Origin of the sequence: Paenibacillus sp. GCM10027630, from assembly GCF_042676305.1 — a bacterium.
Lineage (GTDB): Bacteria > Bacillota > Bacilli > Paenibacillales > NBRC-103111 > Paenibacillus_S.
On sequence record NZ_JBHTGY010000055.1, the window covers coordinates 207790 to 223938 of the forward strand.

23 protein-coding genes are annotated in these 16149 nt (G+C 38.2%); 14 read left to right on the forward strand and 9 right to left on the reverse strand.

From position 1 onward, the window contains the following. Nucleotides 1-146 precede the first annotated feature (146 nt). The 4 genes from ACFQ0C_RS27110 (at nucleotide 147) to ACFQ0C_RS27125 (ending at nucleotide 3462) form a co-directional block, all read left to right on the forward strand. Nucleotides 147-761, forward strand: a complete 615-nt coding sequence (locus ACFQ0C_RS27110; protein ID WP_379371279.1) for a nitroreductase family protein — start codon at nucleotides 147-149, stop codon at nucleotides 759-761. Between the two features lie 257 nt (nucleotides 762-1018). After that, complete coding sequence (locus ACFQ0C_RS27115) at nucleotides 1019-2362, forward strand: TrkH family potassium uptake protein (protein ID WP_379371281.1); 1344 nt, start codon at nucleotides 1019-1021, stop codon at nucleotides 2360-2362. 203 nt (nucleotides 2363-2565) lie between these two features. Then, nucleotides 2566-3021, forward strand: a complete 456-nt coding sequence (locus ACFQ0C_RS27120; RefSeq protein ID WP_379371283.1) for a phage holin family protein — start codon at nucleotides 2566-2568, stop codon at nucleotides 3019-3021. Nucleotides 3022-3210: 189 nt separating this feature from the next. Then, complete coding sequence (locus ACFQ0C_RS27125) at nucleotides 3211-3462, forward strand: YolD-like family protein (protein WP_258215225.1); 252 nt, start codon at nucleotides 3211-3213, stop codon at nucleotides 3460-3462. A gap of 84 nt (nucleotides 3463-3546) precedes the next feature. Here ACFQ0C_RS27125 and ACFQ0C_RS27130 read toward each other — a convergent pair whose 3' ends face one another. After that, a complete protein-coding gene (locus ACFQ0C_RS27130) occupies nucleotides 3547-3873 on the reverse strand; it encodes a hypothetical protein (protein ID WP_379371285.1) in 327 nt (108 codons plus the stop codon). Between the two features lie 901 nt (nucleotides 3874-4774). On the opposite strand from ACFQ0C_RS27130, the gene ACFQ0C_RS27135 reads away from it, so the two are divergent. Both ACFQ0C_RS27135 and ACFQ0C_RS27140 read left to right on the forward strand, forming a co-directional pair. Further along, complete coding sequence (locus ACFQ0C_RS27135; protein ID WP_379371287.1) at nucleotides 4775-5437, forward strand: glycoside hydrolase family 73 protein; 663 nt, start codon at nucleotides 4775-4777, stop codon at nucleotides 5435-5437. 248 nt (nucleotides 5438-5685) lie between these two features. Then, nucleotides 5686-5799 carry a YjcZ family sporulation protein gene (locus ACFQ0C_RS27140; RefSeq protein WP_258215228.1) on the forward strand — a complete coding sequence of 38 codons (114 nt, stop codon included), beginning with the start codon at nucleotides 5686-5688 and terminating at the stop codon, nucleotides 5797-5799. A gap of 79 nt (nucleotides 5800-5878) precedes the next feature. Here ACFQ0C_RS27140 and ACFQ0C_RS27145 read toward each other — a convergent pair whose 3' ends face one another. Beyond that, the gene (locus ACFQ0C_RS27145) at nucleotides 5879-6538 is read right to left on the reverse strand and encodes a non-canonical purine NTP pyrophosphatase (RefSeq protein WP_379371290.1); all 660 of its coding nucleotides are present in this window, start codon (nucleotides 6536-6538) and stop codon (nucleotides 5879-5881) included. Between the two features lie 706 nt (nucleotides 6539-7244). On the opposite strand from ACFQ0C_RS27145, the gene ACFQ0C_RS27150 reads away from it, so the two are divergent. The 5 genes from ACFQ0C_RS27150 (at nucleotide 7245) to ACFQ0C_RS27170 (ending at nucleotide 9491) form a co-directional block, all read left to right on the forward strand. Further along, nucleotides 7245-7934 carry a peptidylprolyl isomerase gene (locus ACFQ0C_RS27150; protein ID WP_379371292.1) on the forward strand — a complete coding sequence of 230 codons (690 nt, stop codon included), beginning with the start codon at nucleotides 7245-7247 and terminating at the stop codon, nucleotides 7932-7934. A gap of 141 nt (nucleotides 7935-8075) precedes the next feature. Further along, nucleotides 8076-8267, forward strand: coding sequence for a hypothetical protein (locus ACFQ0C_RS27155; protein ID WP_258215231.1), 192 nt, complete (start codon nucleotides 8076-8078; stop codon nucleotides 8265-8267). An 87-nt stretch (nucleotides 8268-8354) separates the two neighbouring features. After that, nucleotides 8355-8582 (forward strand): hypothetical protein, encoded by a 228-nt coding sequence (locus tag ACFQ0C_RS27160; RefSeq protein ID WP_379371294.1) that lies wholly within the window; start codon nucleotides 8355-8357, stop codon nucleotides 8580-8582. A 144-nt stretch (nucleotides 8583-8726) separates the two neighbouring features. Beyond that, entirely contained in the window at nucleotides 8727-9134 is a 408-nt protein-coding gene (locus tag ACFQ0C_RS27165; RefSeq protein WP_379371296.1) for a YhjD family protein, read from the forward strand. 48 nt (nucleotides 9135-9182) lie between these two features. After that, a complete protein-coding gene (locus ACFQ0C_RS27170) occupies nucleotides 9183-9491 on the forward strand; it encodes a YolD-like family protein (RefSeq protein WP_379371298.1) in 309 nt (102 codons plus the stop codon). A gap of 314 nt (nucleotides 9492-9805) precedes the next feature. Here the strand turns inward: ACFQ0C_RS27170 and ACFQ0C_RS27175 are convergent, their stop codons facing one another. After that, complete coding sequence (locus ACFQ0C_RS27175) at nucleotides 9806-10120, reverse strand: DUF4352 domain-containing protein (RefSeq protein ID WP_379371329.1); 315 nt, start codon at nucleotides 10118-10120, stop codon at nucleotides 9806-9808. Next, nucleotides 10121-10543: a hypothetical protein gene (locus tag ACFQ0C_RS27180; RefSeq protein WP_379371300.1), complete on the reverse strand. Its 423-nt coding sequence runs from the start codon at nucleotides 10541-10543 to the stop codon at nucleotides 10121-10123. It abuts the gene before it with no gap. Nucleotides 10544-11116: 573 nt separating this feature from the next. Here ACFQ0C_RS27180 and ACFQ0C_RS27185 point away from each other — a divergent pair. Continuing rightward, nucleotides 11117-11215 (forward strand): YjcZ family sporulation protein, encoded by a 99-nt coding sequence (locus tag ACFQ0C_RS27185; protein ID WP_379371302.1) that lies wholly within the window; start codon nucleotides 11117-11119, stop codon nucleotides 11213-11215. An 86-nt stretch (nucleotides 11216-11301) separates the two neighbouring features. On the opposite strand, the gene ACFQ0C_RS27190 is transcribed toward ACFQ0C_RS27185, so the two are convergent. The 4 genes from ACFQ0C_RS27190 to ACFQ0C_RS27205 all read right to left on the reverse strand — a co-directional run bounded on the left by ACFQ0C_RS27190 (nucleotide 11302) and on the right by ACFQ0C_RS27205 (nucleotide 13162). Continuing rightward, nucleotides 11302-11607 (reverse strand): transposase, encoded by a 306-nt coding sequence (locus tag ACFQ0C_RS27190; protein WP_379371304.1) that lies wholly within the window; start codon nucleotides 11605-11607, stop codon nucleotides 11302-11304. 48 nt (nucleotides 11608-11655) lie between these two features. Beyond that, nucleotides 11656-12306, reverse strand: a complete 651-nt coding sequence (locus ACFQ0C_RS27195; protein ID WP_379371306.1) for a DUF3862 domain-containing protein — start codon at nucleotides 12304-12306, stop codon at nucleotides 11656-11658. Continuing rightward, nucleotides 12260-12541 (reverse strand): hypothetical protein, encoded by a 282-nt coding sequence (locus ACFQ0C_RS27200; RefSeq protein WP_379371308.1) that lies wholly within the window; start codon nucleotides 12539-12541, stop codon nucleotides 12260-12262. The genes ACFQ0C_RS27195 and ACFQ0C_RS27200 overlap by 47 nt, the downstream gene beginning before the upstream one ends. Before the next feature lie 357 nt (nucleotides 12542-12898). Continuing rightward, a complete protein-coding gene (locus ACFQ0C_RS27205) occupies nucleotides 12899-13162 on the reverse strand; it encodes a hypothetical protein (protein WP_379371311.1) in 264 nt (87 codons plus the stop codon). A 435-nt stretch (nucleotides 13163-13597) separates the two neighbouring features. Between ACFQ0C_RS27205 and ACFQ0C_RS27210 the strand changes: the two genes are divergently transcribed. Further along, nucleotides 13598-13807 (forward strand): sporulation protein Cse60, encoded by a 210-nt coding sequence (locus ACFQ0C_RS27210; RefSeq protein ID WP_258212474.1) that lies wholly within the window; start codon nucleotides 13598-13600, stop codon nucleotides 13805-13807. Nucleotides 13808-14921: 1114 nt separating this feature from the next. Here ACFQ0C_RS27210 and ACFQ0C_RS27215 read toward each other — a convergent pair. Continuing rightward, nucleotides 14922-15497 carry an Hcp family type VI secretion system effector gene (locus ACFQ0C_RS27215; protein WP_379371313.1) on the reverse strand — a complete coding sequence of 192 codons (576 nt, stop codon included), beginning with the start codon at nucleotides 15495-15497 and terminating at the stop codon, nucleotides 14922-14924. A 398-nt stretch (nucleotides 15498-15895) separates the two neighbouring features. On the opposite strand from ACFQ0C_RS27215, the gene ACFQ0C_RS27220 reads away from it, so the two are divergent. Further along, entirely contained in the window at nucleotides 15896-16021 is a 126-nt protein-coding gene (locus ACFQ0C_RS27220) for a YjcZ family sporulation protein (RefSeq protein WP_258212469.1), read from the forward strand. Nucleotides 16022-16149: the final 128 nt, after the last annotated feature.

The window sequence follows — 16149 nt, forward strand, 5'->3', positions numbered from 1 at the left end:
GTATATTATGGATGATTCCCATAGTCCAATTGTGATGCAAATCCTAATTATTGTAAAGAGGGAAGTAACAAATTATGGTTGCTAAACAATCATTTATGTGCTATTTTTAAGTAAGTTAATTCCGATGTGAAAGGTGGTATTTATTGATGAGTAACAATGTTTCCATTCTTACTGAACTGGCTTCAGAGGTAGAAAATAATCGTAAGTCTGATTTTCCGGTTAGCCCTTTGTTTTTGAATCGTTGGTCACCTCGCGCTTATTCCGATCGCAAAGTGAGCGATGAAGACCTTAACACCATTCTAGAGGCCGCTCACTGGGCTCCATCAGCTTCGAACGACCAGCCTTGGAGATTTATTGTTGCCAAAACGCAAGAGCATCTGGATCTCTTCCATCAATTCATTAACGAATTTAATCTGGCGTGGGCATCTAAAGCACCCGTACTAATAGTAGTAGCATCCAACAAGCTAAGAGGTAACGGGGACGCTAATGTAGCACATGCATTCGACAGCGGAACAGCATGGGGTTCCCTGGCTTTGCAAGCAACCATTCTTGGGCTTGTGACTCATGCAATGGGTGGGTTTGACCGTGTAAAAGCACGCCAGCTGCTAAATGTGCCGGATGAGTATGAACTGCATGCCGTTATTGCGGTCGGTTATCATGGTGACAAGAGCCAACTGTCTGAAGCGCTTCAAGCTCGTGAGCTGCCTAATGGCCGACTTCCACTGAGTGAGGTTGTTTTTGAAGGTGCTATTGAGAAATAAGCAAAAGTTGAAATAGGCTTTACAAGCTGCCCGGGAATATCCAGGCAGTTTTTTTGTTGAGTAAAAAATGCATCTATACCGGGCTTGGCCCAACGTTAATAAGGTGTTCACCTTCAAGGAGTGTTGATTCGTATATACTCGCTGTATAACATTCCTTTTATATTGTATAATAGAATTTGGTTTATTTGAGCATCATCTTAATGTATCAAATTAATATGTGAACAATGGGCGCAATCGAAATAAAATAATTGGGGTGCTTGAAGTTGCGTTTATCAAAATTTATTAAGCTGACTCCTTCTCGTGTGTTATCGGGCGGGTTTGCATTGATTATCTGCTTGGGTACCTTTCTCTTGTATTTGCCGATCTCTCTCAAAAGCGGAAATACAATATCATTTATCGACGCTTTATTTACAGCCACCTCTGCACTCTGTGTAACTGGCCTAATTGTTGTGGATACAGGCACTCATTTTTCCGTATTCGGACAAATTATTTTATTATTATTGATTCAAGCTGGCGGGGTTGGGTTTATGACCGTTGCAACCTGGTTTGCCATAGCTTTGAAAAAACAGGTTTCACTAAGCGACCGGTTAATTCTGACCGAGACTTTAAATCAAAATACGATGGAGGGTATCGTTCGCCTTATACGCAAGGTTCTTATTTATTCCTTAACGATAGAAAGTATTGCCGCTGTCTTATTTCTAATCCGTTGGTCGCAGGAAATGCCACTGGGAAAAGCCGTTTATTTCTCTATCTTTCACTCGGTGTCTATCTTTAATAATGCAGGTTTTGAGCTGATGGGTGGCTTTACGAACTTAACCCCTTATATCGATGATTATTTTATTAATATAGTGTCCATGGCGCTCGTCTTGCTAGGAGGAATAGGCTTCATTGTCATTTCAGATATTATGGATTTTCCCAAAACAAGAAAGCTGTCCATACATTCTAAAGTAGTTTTAGTTACGACGGCCATACTGACCGCGATCAGCGCAGTCTGTATATTTATATTTGAATATGCCAACACGAATACACTCGGAAACCATAGTTGGACTACGAAAATAGTTGCATCATTATTTCAATCTATCACCTTACGCTCAGCGGGTGTTAATACTATTGATATAGCGAATTTACACGAGGCAACACAATTCCTAATGATTATTATGATGTTTATAGGTGCGGCACCGGGATCAACTGGAGGAGGGATTAAGCTAACAACCTTTGCGGTTTTGGTAGGGGCTTTGCTATCAATGATTCGAGGTAAAGAAGATGTGGTTATGTTTCGTCACAGGCTCCCTCAAAAGGATATTTATAAGGCTGTAACCTTAACTGTAATTGCTGTTTTTATTGTCGTTACCTTTACTATGATATTATCCGCTCTACAGGGGCAGGATTTTCTAATGATTTTGTTCGAAACCGCTTCTGCATTTGGTACAGTAGGACTGAGTATGGGATTAACGCAGCATTTAACTTTCACAGGTAAAATCATTATTATTTTACTAATGTTTACCGGGCGGATAGGACTGTTGACTTTAGCATTTTCTCTCTTACCCAAACATAAAAAAGATTTGTACCGATACCCGGAAGGTAAAATCACAATAGGCTGATGCTGTGTACATAGTGTGTCTTGTAAATCCGGTTTAGCTTTGAATAAAGACTCCAATTAGGGGTCTTTTTCTTTATTAAAGTATGGAGGAAAATTTGCACATTTCTACAAAAAACTGCCGTCCATTTATTCAAATTAGGAGCATAACCAAACCAAATGGAACCCTTTTACATAGTTTGTACAAAGGGAGGTTGATGCTACTTTATGGAAGCTAGCAAACTTGTGCCATTACTAGTTTCAGCGGCAATAGGCGATAAAAGAACGGAGACATTGATAGGGTCTGCGGTTTCGCTTATTGGTATCATTACAACGCAATTTCTGGGGGGATGGGATATCGCCCTTAAAGTAATGGTCTACCTCATGGTGGCTGATTACATAAGTGGCTTGCTAGGAGCGATCAAAACAAAGACGGTAAATAGTGAGATTATGTTCTGGGGTGGCATTCGTAAGGCGATTGTCTTGGGAGTCATTGCATTATCCGTATTGCTAGATGAGTTTGTTGGCGGTCAGACGCCCGTATTTCGAACCCTTGTGCTTTATTTTTATGCTGGCAGAGAAGGGTTGTCGGTAGTTGAGAATCTCGGGGTGCTTGGTGTACCATTGCCTAGAATTATCACCCAATTTTTGGAGCAACTGAAAGATAAAGGAGAAGGTAAATAATTAGCCCTTTTGTGATAGGTTTTGGTATGATAGAGTAGGAAGCCTCGGGGGATGATTCCGGGGTTTTTTGTTGCCTCGTTCTGTCTTGTTGGAAATTATTTAATTTACTATGCATTAACATTATATCAGCGGATTATTTAGGAACGAATGGCAAGCTTACAGAACAAAGGGATAAGGGGAGAGATCGATATGGCAAAGGCAAAAGTAGCAAAGCGCCCGACGCGAGACGAGTTTGTGCTAGAGGAGATTGGTAATCAGCTGACTGAGGCCAAAAATGAGAATTCAGAGGTTCAGCTAACGGTTTGGGGATGGGAGGAGCCAGTGAGAGGGTGGATTACCAATTTAGACTCGCGCACCGGCAAGGTACATATTCAACGTAACGAAGAACTGACGAAGGTGCCTTTTATGGATATTATGAAAGTTGATAGTCCAAGAGATTAGCTCTGAGAATAGCCGGATACAAGATACAAGCCCTCTTTCCTTTTTGAATGGAATCGAGGGCTGTTTTAATAGATTTTGAAAAATCTATATTTTAGTTACCGGTGTATAGGTAAAGTCCTTGCTTGTACGTAATACTCTAATTCCTCGCAGTTCTTGAGTTGCCCCTTCCAGAACTCTGAAATCCATCAAATAATACCTCTGCTTATCAAAGTGAGGCATAGTATTAATATCCTTAATCTCTGTTTCAACGCCCAGCTTTTCCCTGAATAAATCTATATAATCTTTTACAGAGGGTACTTTTCCTAGTTCTATCAGTATTTCTAAATGTGTGGTTCTGGCGCCGTACTTTTCCAGTATTTCAATAGTCGTTACATAACGCTCATTAGTTACAATAGGTTTCTCAATGTCCATGTACGTTCTCAGCCGCCTTTCAATTTGTTGCTCAATTATCTGTCTCTACATATATCGGCAAACAGACATGAAATAATAAATTTTTCGTAACATCTGTTCTCGTTTTCTGAAGTAACAGTCGATTTTTCGTTTGCCAATGAAATAAAATAAGCCCTCTATTCGCAGAGGACTTCGTAAAGCAATCTATATTTAACTAACCGGTTATCCACTTGGCAGCAACGACCAACCAAAAGATACTGGAGTAAAATCCAAGCAAAAATAAAACCACTTCAACGGTCTCATAGTAGCGATAGCAAACGTATACAGATAAAGAAGCAAGAAAAAGAAACAATAAAACCATCCTCTTATTCCCTCATTTCAACTCCCTATATGTCAATTTCAGATTACCATAGAAATATTAGAAATTCGATAATTATTTGCACTATTTCGATCAATTTCCACGCAGCAAGTGGAGTATGGTTGAATCGACTATGAGAGCATTTTTTATTATGTAAAAGCTAAGGGAGCTCCTTGTTTATCTTGCTCTTTTTATAGTCTTCAATGTTTATGATCTTAGAGTCCTTTTTCTTTTTTAATATCAATTTGCCTGGAAGATAGAGGATGGTTGAAAGTAAAATGATAAAACCCAATACAACAAGATCGGTATTCATTAAATCACCTTCCGAGTAGAAATGAATTATTTGAATGTTTTGTGACAACACAAATATAACATACAAACGCATATAACAGAATTGCATATTGTTTATAACTACTTATGTGTAAAATGTATAAGTGTATGGATAAATGTTTTTATCAGTACTGAAAAGTCAGATCCATAATAAATCGTCTAAGCTACAGGGACAATTACATGATTCGGGCAAGTCCCATTCTGAATAAGATATAAGAGAACGGAGGGAATGCTGTGGATAAAAAATCTTTTATTGAAATACTTACTCCTCTGGCAGTGGATGATCAAAAGCGCACAGGTATCCTGACATCTATTACGATAGCTCAAGCAGCATTAGAATCAGCATGGGGGACAATTGCTCCTGGCAATAACCTGTTTGGCATTAAAGGTACGGGGCAAGAGCTTACTACGCAAGAATATATCAACGGAGCATTCGTTACGATTAAGGATGGTTTTCGTGTTTACTCCAGTTGGGAAGGCAGTGTAACCGATCATAGCAAGTTTCTTGTGCAAAACAGTCGTTATACTAAGGCTGGATTTTTTGATCGATGCTCAGAGTTAGACTATGTAGGGGCCGCCAAAGCTTTGCAGACGGCAGGCTACGCGACTGATGCGAACTATGCATCGAAGTTAATCAGTATCATTGAAAATAACAGTTTGGCGCCATATGACCTTTTAGCAAATGCTATAGTTGAGGAGGATGAAACGAATATGCCAATGAAACTAGAACAATGGCAGTGGGATATGCTGCACCAAGTGATGGGGAAAGCGTATAATGCCGATCAACTGGACTGGAACTGGATGCAAAAAATAGTAGACAGGACGCTGACAGCTTCCGAGCTGGCCTTTTTAAATACTGTGTTGGATGGCCGTATAGACCGGAAGATAGAAGTTTAAGTTAGTAGAAATTGCTGATCCATTCCCACGCACAATAGACGGCGCAATATCTGCAACCGTCTATCCAGAAGGATCTATGGGGAAATAATGGACCAATTGGCGGCTGATCCATACCACATCGTATGATAATCTATCAAATTTGGAACGACTTATTACCCTTGGTAAATGCCTATATATTAAAACAGTCCAATCGCATGGCTTCATTGGTTCATAAACTACAGCAGCTAGAGCGGAAGGAGGAAGAAACTATGGGATTGGGAGTTGGAGCAGGCAGCTGTAGCTGTGCAGGTGTGTTTACTTCTACGGGTGTGATTCTCGTACTTTTCATCTTGCTTGTTATCGTTTCTCGTGCCTTTATCTAATGAACATCAGCCCGCTTTCCTTCGGGATTGAGGTTTTTTGTTTTGTCAGGGAATTTCTACGTACCCCGCTAGTTTTTTATTAGCGGGGTTCCAACCATTTAAGTATTCCCGCTGAGGCTAATGACAAAGCTTGGCGGCGATGATCTCGGCCTTCCCACTGTGCAGGGTTAAGACTGGCCAGTGTTTGTCCATTCAACAATTGAAATATACGAGCATAACCTTCACCCAATGTTCCCATCGGAGCAAAAGAAATTTCCCCATGGAACTCACCCCGATAAACATCCTCCTGGTCATCCGGGAATTGGACTGCGACTGCACTCACGAAACAGGCCTTTCGTTGGCCCTCTTTCAGACCGAGCATACGCTCAAGTATAATTTGGCTTCGATCATTATCGGTTCCCGCAGCAAACCGGGCGGTGCGTACGCCTGGAAATCCATCTAATGCATCAATGAATAAGCCGGAGTCCTCCCCAACGATAATGGTGTCAGATGTAGCCTTATTTTCCGATAATGTTGGCAGGGAAGAAGAGGCTCTAAGAGCAGCGGACATTTTCGCTTCTTTAGCTGCCCGGACCTCCCTAACCTTTAGCAGCGCATTTTCCTCGCAAGTTTTACCGGACTCCTCCGCCTCGGGTATCTCGCCGTCTCGCAGTATATGAATCGGAAGGCCAACCCCTTGCAGACCGTTTGCCATCCAAGCAAGCTTTTGGCGATTCCATGTTGCTAATAAAATTTCCACTGCGCTCCCACATCCTTCTATCTAATGTTGTTCCATCAATCCTATAGTAGTCAAAGTATTAATGGAATAAAAGGGAAGACAGAGCCCTATTTATTTCCCCTTTTTAAGGATAATCGGCCTGGCAGCGCACAAGATATGATTGGATTCGAAGCCATTGGTTCCCCAAAAAACCTGCATTCATACATCCTTTTGGCCGCTTTATCGTAGTAATCTTAAATACATGCAAATGTGCATCTCTTTTTTCATGCTTAGCTTAAACTGACCGCATTGAATGAAAATTACTGCACTTTAACCTTTATTTTTCTCGAATGCTACCATACTATAAAAAATAACTGCAGGTTTGCAGGAATTTATGCGGAATGATGGTCCGAAGAGGGCCAAGCGCTCACCGATATTTTTCAACAATAGAAAGTAAAATTATGGTAGTATATACAATGAAATAACAGATTTTATCTGTGGATATAAATCAAATAAATTCAAGGGGTCTTTTAATCGAATTATATGTTAGAGAGGAAATAAGAGAGGGAAATCAAAATATTTCAGAAGTGTAGCACATCTGAGATACAATCGAAATTCAATTATGTTACAATATAACAATATTTAAGAGATTTCGTCACTTTTTGCGGTTGCCCGGGAAATTATTTTAATAGTGTAGCAGCCAATGCCCTCAAATTTGTAAGTAGTTAAATCATAAGGAGAGACAACAATGGGGACAAGTATTATAGGGATTTTATTGATTCTTGCCACTTCTTTGCACTTTATTAGTACAGGCGATAATAGCTCAGTAACGCACAATAGTAATGTAGTGGAGCAGAAGATGGAGATAACCAAAAGTGAAAGTGCAAAAGAAGTAGTTATCGAGAAGAAATACACAAGTCCTCCAGCAATGATTATTGATTCGAATAAGTCTTATCAAGCTCTTGTCAAGACCAATAAAGGTGATATCACAATTGAGCTATTTGCAAACACGGCACCAAAAACCGTCAATAATTTTGTCTTTCTGTCAAAGGAAGGATTTTATAACGATATTGTATTCCATAGAATTATTAAGTCCTTTATGGTTCAAACAGGTGATCCTAATGGTAATGGTACTGGAGGTCCCGGATATAAATTCGAAGATGAATTGAGCTCAACGTATAAATACGAACCGGGTATTGTTGCAATGGCCAATGCAGGTCCTAATACAAACGGTAGTCAGTTTTTTATTTGTACGGGGGAAGACAGCAAGAGTCTGGATCAATACCCGAACTATACGATTTTTGGCAAAGTTACAGCTGGCATGGATACGGTATTAAAAATTGCCGATACAAAGGTTGAAAAGGCTAATAATACCGGAGAATTAAGCCATCCGTCTGAAAAAGTATTCATGGAGTCAATAACCGTGACAGAGAAATGATAATTGAAACGCCCATAAACCAACATATGTAACTACCGGTAATTTTTCGAATCTACTCCGAAGTAATCCATAGGCTTTTTTCTTTTGCAAATAGATCCCATATGATAGAATTTAATTAGAACTCAATGGGGGTGCAGCGGCATGATCGAACGGTATCCATTATTAAACGAAGCAGGACGCACTATGTGTGTATTTGAGAAGAATGGAAAATATTACGGACATATTCTCAAAGACCGAACGGAGAAAGCACCGGCTAAATTCATGTTCGAGACACCAAGATTCGATAGCCTAGACGCATTAAAAGCAGAGTATCCAGCGAAAGAGTCCGAGTAATGAAGTTTCATTTAGATATAACCTGACACGTCTAATAGTTGCATTTCTGAATAAAATATAAGAACTCGATTTAGTGGAGGGCTTATAATGACAAGGAAGACGGCAAACCATATTGGAGTAGCTTTGTATTGCTGCCTAATGATCTCCATTCCTCTCATGATTTATTTAGAGATCAATAACTACATACTTCTAGGTATACTAATGGTCTGCATCATGTTTGGATTATCAATGGGCTTACTTGCAGTATCTGAAATAGCGGATAAAAAAACAGAGAAGGTTGCAGCATCCAAGCGAAAATTACGTAATGAAAGTTAAAGAAGTAGATGTATCCCTTACTAGCTTAGGCTGGTGGGGATTTTTTTTGCTCATACTTAAAAATTACTATTGAAATTAGATTAAATGTTCGTTATTCTGGATAATATACAAACATATGTTCTCTTTTGAGCGGAGGCGATGTTCGTGACAGATAAGATGAACAAATACATTCAAACCAATCCAGCGCAATTAGTTACTCCCGGTGAGCTTCTATTAGTTAAAATGGAGCTTATTTTATCGATCATGCTTGATGTGCTTCAAAGTGATATTCAGAAAATTAAACAAGCTAACTTGAAGCTGAATGTTCTTTATGCCCTGAGTCTCAGCAATGCGCATGAAAGTGTCCACTCGGAATTGATGGAGCTTAGGGTAGAGTTAAAAAAACGAGACATCAAGATTTTAGAAGAAATTCGCGCCAAAGATGGCGTACAGGCTCAATTCATATGCCGTGGCTATGATCACAATCTTTTGATTCAATGGAAGAAGGTCAGAGCAGCCATTGTTCAAAAGGGTAGCCAGTATTGGGATATTTCATTATCAGATAGCGAGTGAACAATGAGAACAAATCTAGAAGAAAACAGTATATGGGAGTGTAGTGGAATGATGTTACCGGAACATAAGAATCGGATCAATAGAGTTTATGGACAGAAGAAAAAAATGAAATTGACTAAACCAGCGTTAACAGACGAGGAGCAGCAAGAATTATTCAGGAGATTAAAGGTCTCGAAATCGCAAAATCTGGAGGCTTCAATTACGTTGTTTAGAGATAGTGGAAACCGGACTATATTTGGAATTGTAACAAGTATAGATCCGCGATATGCTCTTATAAAAGTCGAGTCTGGACCTTCGTGGGAAGTATTTCAATTTTCAGATGTAATCAGGGTGGATTTGCATGATGCAGGATACTGAAAGAAAAATATTGCGCATCCTTTGGAACTTGTACCAGAATAATTGGTCTCGTCCTGATTTAGAGCACATTTGCCGGCTCTCTGTTCGCCCCCGACACCAAGTACGTTCTTGCATTAAGAAGCTAGTTGAAACCGGATATATTGAAGTGCAGCCTGGGGCTTTGCGCGTTATTCAAAGTCGGGAACAAGAGCTTCCACGGTGGAGACCGATGAACTAGTAGGGATCTGAGCAGTAACTGGAGTAGATACGCCACCATGTTCCATGTCTCCTAGAGCAATACCCTATCAGGAGCAGACCCGGATTCATTATGGTACTCACTGCAAATGAATTAAATAAATTTTGTTAAATGATGTAAATGGTTCGAAATCGCATTTTAACTGTATATTTGTTTCATTAATTTTCTGAGAAAATTGGATTTCATCAGTGATTTTTTCGCCAGGACTCAGTTCTTTATACGTGTGTAGCTTGCTGCTAATAAGAAAGTTGGGTTCTTGTACCATCCTAAAATGACTAGGGTTATAAATGATTTTTTTGTCGCCATTATTTTCAGTTGAAACGGTAACATAGATATATTCTAATCCCTTAGAGGCATCTTTAAAGTTTGCAGGCTCTCTTCTAATCCCTTCTATCTAAAAATTCCTGTCTGCAGCAGCTATGGTCTCGTTCATTTCAAATTCAGTTTTCGCTTTCTCAGCCGCAGCCTTTTTAGCAGCTTCTTCATCCATTGCTTTCTTTTTGGCAGCTTCTTCGGCTTTGATTTTCAAATCGGTTTCCTTTTTAGCTTTATCTGTTGATAGGGCATTGATATTCGCTTCTACTAAAGCTTTGGAGGTTTCCCTCGATTCTTCTGTGGACATAGATCCAAATGGTGGGATATAGGGGACTACTAACAAGATAATTAAAAAATAATAAAAACCAACTCCTGATGCCAGGAAAAAATACTTAAATAGGTTCACTCTCAATATTAACAAGATGATAGCTGGGACAAGTGAAACAACTCCCATTATTAAAAAGAGACTTCCCATTAGACTTTCTATTATTGTCGATGTCATGATTAATACCTCATTTTGTATAGGACTTTTTCTGGCAGTACTTGGCTTCCCTTACTGAGCCATCTACCCTTAGTATTTGGGGCAAGCTAGCTACTATAACGAAGAATGCAGGCCTATTATATCATTTCGGCGAAATATATGTAATATTATGGATGAGTTAATAGATCAATTTCATTCATGTTCTGATAGAATTGTTGGACGTCCATTTAAAAGACTTCATTAACTCAACAGATTGGATAATAGATATAAGTACTTTCGAATGATATCCTAAAAATTAATACGATTAAATATTAATGTTATTAAGTAGATTATAAACTCATTCCACTTCAAGATATAAATCAGGCATTGTAGGACGGGGAATTATTCCTGTGCTTATTTGAAAACTAGTAAGGGTGCAATAAAGGCGCTCTTCTATTCAGTGGATATCTAAGTTGGAAGTTGAAACATTGCTCCATATCTCAATAGGGAACGAAATGTCTTGCTTGCAAAGGGCCTATTATTTTAAAGTGTCCAATCAGTAAATCTGCAATATACATAATATGTTGTAGGCCAAATGGAAGGAGGCAGTTATCTATGGGGGCAAGTTGTGCAGGCGTAGGTCTTTGGACTAGCACGGGAGTAATTCTTGTACTGTTCATTCTTCTTGTTATTGTATTACGTTCATGTATCTAACAAAAGCTAGCCCTCTATCTTTCGGGATTGAGGGCTTTTTTCTGTTTGTTGTATTTAATTAATGGACTATAAGAACAACAGGGCTACTACTGTTGATGGAAGTCTATAATGCTCCCCATTGTCAAGACACGAAATTTTAAGGAATAAGTTAAGTACTCCTTTTTCAGTTTGTCAGCTTCACCGGTCTTCTTTTCAAAGACCAAGGAAGCACGCTCAAGAAATTCAGCTTTCCACCGGCTAACCATAACCGGACTCATTTCGTACTTAGCAGCTATTTCGTTCACGTTCTGCTCCTCCCGGAGGACCTCCAGCACAACCTTCGTCTTAAACTCTGAGGTATATCGCTTCCGTTTCTCCATGCTCTTGTTATAATTTATTTTTTCCCCTCCCATGTCTCAAGCTATGGGAGCATTATAGTCCCGCTTAATAGATTTGGTTAATTATTTCAAACCAACTTGCATTTTGGAATTTAATTTGTTTGCTTGGAAGGTTAATTGAGCAAAAGATGAGCCAGAACCTTCTCCTTTGTATCCATAGATAATTTGGTGAAACTTGTCTCCTTTAAAACCGACTTCCGACTTTACTTCTCCAGGTGTTCCCAATATTTCGGTCACTTGCTCGTATGTCATTCCGGATTCAAGCTTATCAAATTCAGTTTTTGTAATAGATGTTTTTGGTTTTTCCTCAGCTGGCGTGGACGCCACTTGTTGCTCCATTTTAAGTGCGGATACTGCTGCAGATTCCACTCTAGCGGGCTGTGTTGTTGTGACCGCCACAGAGGTGTTCATTTGGTTTATCGCCCCATTAACAAAACCAGCAATTATACAGAATACGCTCGTAAGAAGGAAGACTCCCCAATTTTTTTTGTTTACTCCAAACTTTCCAGATATCAGGAGTATTAATGTAGTAATTAAAGTGATCCCGATTCCGGTAAGCCCGAATATTAAGGTTAGGCTGCCGAGTAAATTTATTTTGTCGTTCTGAGTTAGAACTATTAATACTGCAAATAATGCAAACGGAATGGCGGTAGTAAGATATACCACTTTAAGCCATTTTACTTTTCGTTGTGATTTTAATTTCTTTGGTTTCATACTCCGTGCTAAATAGAGGTTTAAAGCATTTTTTACATGCGTTTCTCCCGGGTTCATTAGCTGTATCACAGAAAGCACATATGTAAAGTCTTTCTATATTTTTATTTACCTTATGTTTTTGAGCTGGGAAGGTTTCACTTAGTAACCATGTACCGCAACCAGTACAATATTTTTGACTTTCTTCATTTTTCATTTTACATACTGGACAGATATACAAATTTTTAGATTGACTCATTAAAGCTGCTCCTTCCCCGTTCCATATAAATAATTTGAGAATTAATATCTTTATCTTACCTAACTCTATTTCTTCACTGGAGTATATTCGTACTAATAGTTCCATATTCCTTCCACTATTTACCTTTATTTTGCGAAAAAATGGAATCTATCCCCATCGGGTTAACTCATGTACATAAAACTATTGGATTATCCTTAAGTTAATTAAATAACAAAAGAAACGGAACCATACGTTTATCGGTTCCGCTTTCTGCAGTATTATTTGTTCTTTTCATTCACCTTTTTACTTTTAAGACTAAACATCTCCAACTCCTCTTTAAGCCGTTACGTTAGAAATGGTCTTAGTGATGCAGAGTTATCAACAATTATTGAAGGCGTCATCAAAAAGTTTTCTGTAGTGATACATCCCAAACTGAATTTCCAATGGGTCTATTGTGCTCCAGAAGATTTCCTCATCGAATCCTTCAAAATCTTGAACTATATGTTCTGCAAGATTATGGAATGCATGTGCAATTCGATAAATTCTATAAAAGCTGTCCTCGTTGAAACTGCCACTGTTCTTTATATCTAATAAGGCTTGATAGTTCAGTGCTTTATATGCCCTTTTTCGGATGTCATCCATAATTCAACTCCGTTTCTTGCATGATACTCCATATTTTAACATAAAAAACAAGCCAAATCCGTTCAAAACGAAAGAAATGGATGATCCTTGCGAGCTTGAAGGTTCCATTTTTATAATGCGCTCTTTCATTGATTTTTTTCTTTAATTTTTTACACTATGATGAAAGCTGAGCAAAAACAGGTAGTAGATGAAATTCAGAAAAATTTCGATGAACTTAGCACAAATATTAGTGATATACCAAGGGGAAGGACGATTAATTTATCGAAAAAGGGATTTTGGAACCAAAATAATTTATAAGATCTATGGCACAACGGATGACTTTATATCATAGCCCCAATTATGAAATTTAAGATGCGAAAAATATCAGCTTGTTCTATTGGAATAGGCTGTTTTTCTTTGCGTATAAATAATTATTAAATCACGGAGGTGTCACGTTTGAAAACCAAAGCTAGGTTACTTGCACATTATCAAGAAGGACTACTCGAGAATGAATTAAATGAATTTTTGGATGACTTAGAATTAAATGGAGGCGAGATTATTGATATTAAATACAGCAGTGCTGTTTGTTTAGATAAAAACAGTAAAAGCAATGATGGTACACTAGAACTTTATTCAGTACTAGTGATTTATCAGATTGGAATTTGATTTTTTTTGTCGGCTCTCGAATAAATAATGCATCAGGAACTTTTGTTATATGGGATTGATTAATGGTGAAATTAGAATACATTGCGATATGTTTCATAATTTAATGACGACATTAAGGAGAAATAACAGAAAATATAAATCGAAAACGACATCGAATGTATCAGCGAATCTTACTAGTTACTTTTTAAGAATATTATTAAGCACCTTAACCGGTGCTTTTCTTTTTCCCAAGGTCGATCGGACAGTCGATTTGAAAGTACTGTGCTCATTTCCTCTATTTATATTTATATGAGCACAGCATTCTGGTGTTTGCTAATTACACGAGGATAAGTTGCATTAATCGATTATAAAGACCAATGAACGATCCCCCGAGAAATAAGTAATAAAGCACACTGCCACACATTGCAAGAAACAAAAATTTAATGATTTTCAATAATTTCGACCCCATTTTTATATAATTTCTTCTATGTTACTTGTTAAAGTTACTTTATAAATATGAAAACAGCAATGTTTTTTTCCGTCTTCTAAGTTTTGAAGAAAATCCAACTTATGACAAAGAAATGAATTATGAAATAGAATCATTGCCACACATCTAACTCAAACCAACGGTTGGAATACAAATGTAATGGTCGATCATATTTATGAATCGTTGGTCGAAAGTGTTTGAAAGCATGATGTGTTGTAGTCGATCCTGGATTGATTGGACATGACACTCATCAAAGGTAAGAAGCGCTAGAGGGTTGCCGGCGAAGCAGGCCAAAACGAAATCGTTTGTGTCATCGTGGAAACGAGCCAAGAAGAGGCCAAGCTGTTAACGTAGAGTCTGGGGCTCCTACGGAGTCACACTTACAGATGTTATCACTCATTATGTAACAGGGAATGGAGTCGGGAGGAATTAAAGAGAATAGTTGAAAAAAGTCATCTAAGCAGCCGGAAAAATGCAAAGGTTGTGATTGGGGTAAATAGGATGGACTGAAGCAGGTTTGTCCAAAGCAGTTGTGTGCGAAAGTTTAGTTGAACTAACGCTAAGAGACTGATCCTGGGGGAACTCGGAATCACTTAAAAATAATAAAAATAATCCCAAACCTTCAAAAAGGCAGGGATTATTCTTTTATTATTGCACTTTATTCTGTTTGAAATCAAAACCGCCGTTAATTAGAGGAGTTTTGTTGCCCTTTTCATCAATTGTAGAGTAACTTAACTGGATCTTATTAAACTCCAAACTAATGGTTTCATTTGTATTGTTAAAGTCATAGTTGGATACAACCACATCACTTAATTCTATAGTTAATAAAGGAGTGGGGGATTCACCACGAGATACGAATACAATTTTTCCATTTTTCATATGTTTGCTGGTTAAAGTATTCAGAAATAAAGGTACTGATGAGGAATCGAATTGTTTAATGACCATAAACTCTTTGACCGTGGGTTTTCCAGAAGCACCACCACCTCCGTTTGAGTTTGATGAGGTATTAGAAACTTCAAAATGAATACCAGAGAGGACAATCCACTTTTCAAATTTTTCAGCTGTTGCTTCACCTTCAATGCCTTCTAACTTCATATAAACATCGTAGTTAAGATCAACTTCGGTCTTGCCAGTTGTTGCTGCAGCAGCGGGAATCACACTAAAAGTTAGCATCAATGTCCATGTAATCAACATGGATAGAAGCATTTTTTTTAATGTTATCATGAAAAATCACTCCTCATTAAATATTGATACAAAATTATTGATATTCAACGGAATGATGTTAAATGCAAGCCTGACAAAGAAACATCAAAACATTAATACAACTGATTTTTTGACAAATGATCCATCAGAAGGAAAGAGGGCTTTTTTGTTGTTATGATCAGGAAAATTTTCCTTAGCCTTAATAACAATAGACGGTGCAATAAATGCAACCATCTATTTAGAAGGAGAACTATGGGATGTGGAATTACTTGGAGAATGGTCCACACTACATTTTATGAAAATCCATCCAATTTGGAACGACTTATCCCCTCTACCGATGCCTAAGTTTTGAATAAGTCCAATCTCTAAAAACTATGTGTTCATAATATACAGAATGTTAACGAAAGGAGGCTGAAACCATGGGACTTGGAGTTGGAGGAATTGGTGGTGTAGGTAGCTGTAGCTGCGGTGGATTTTTTACATCTACTGGTGTGATTCTTGTACTTTTCATTTTGTTGGTAATTGTTTCTCGTTCATTTATCTAATAAAAAAGCAGCCCTCTTTCCGTTTGAACTGTGACCCAATTTATGGACACGTAATAAAAAGCTACTAGGCTGAAAGAAGATGACTTCTGTATTCATCAGGGGTCATCTTTTTTAATCCCCACTGGTAG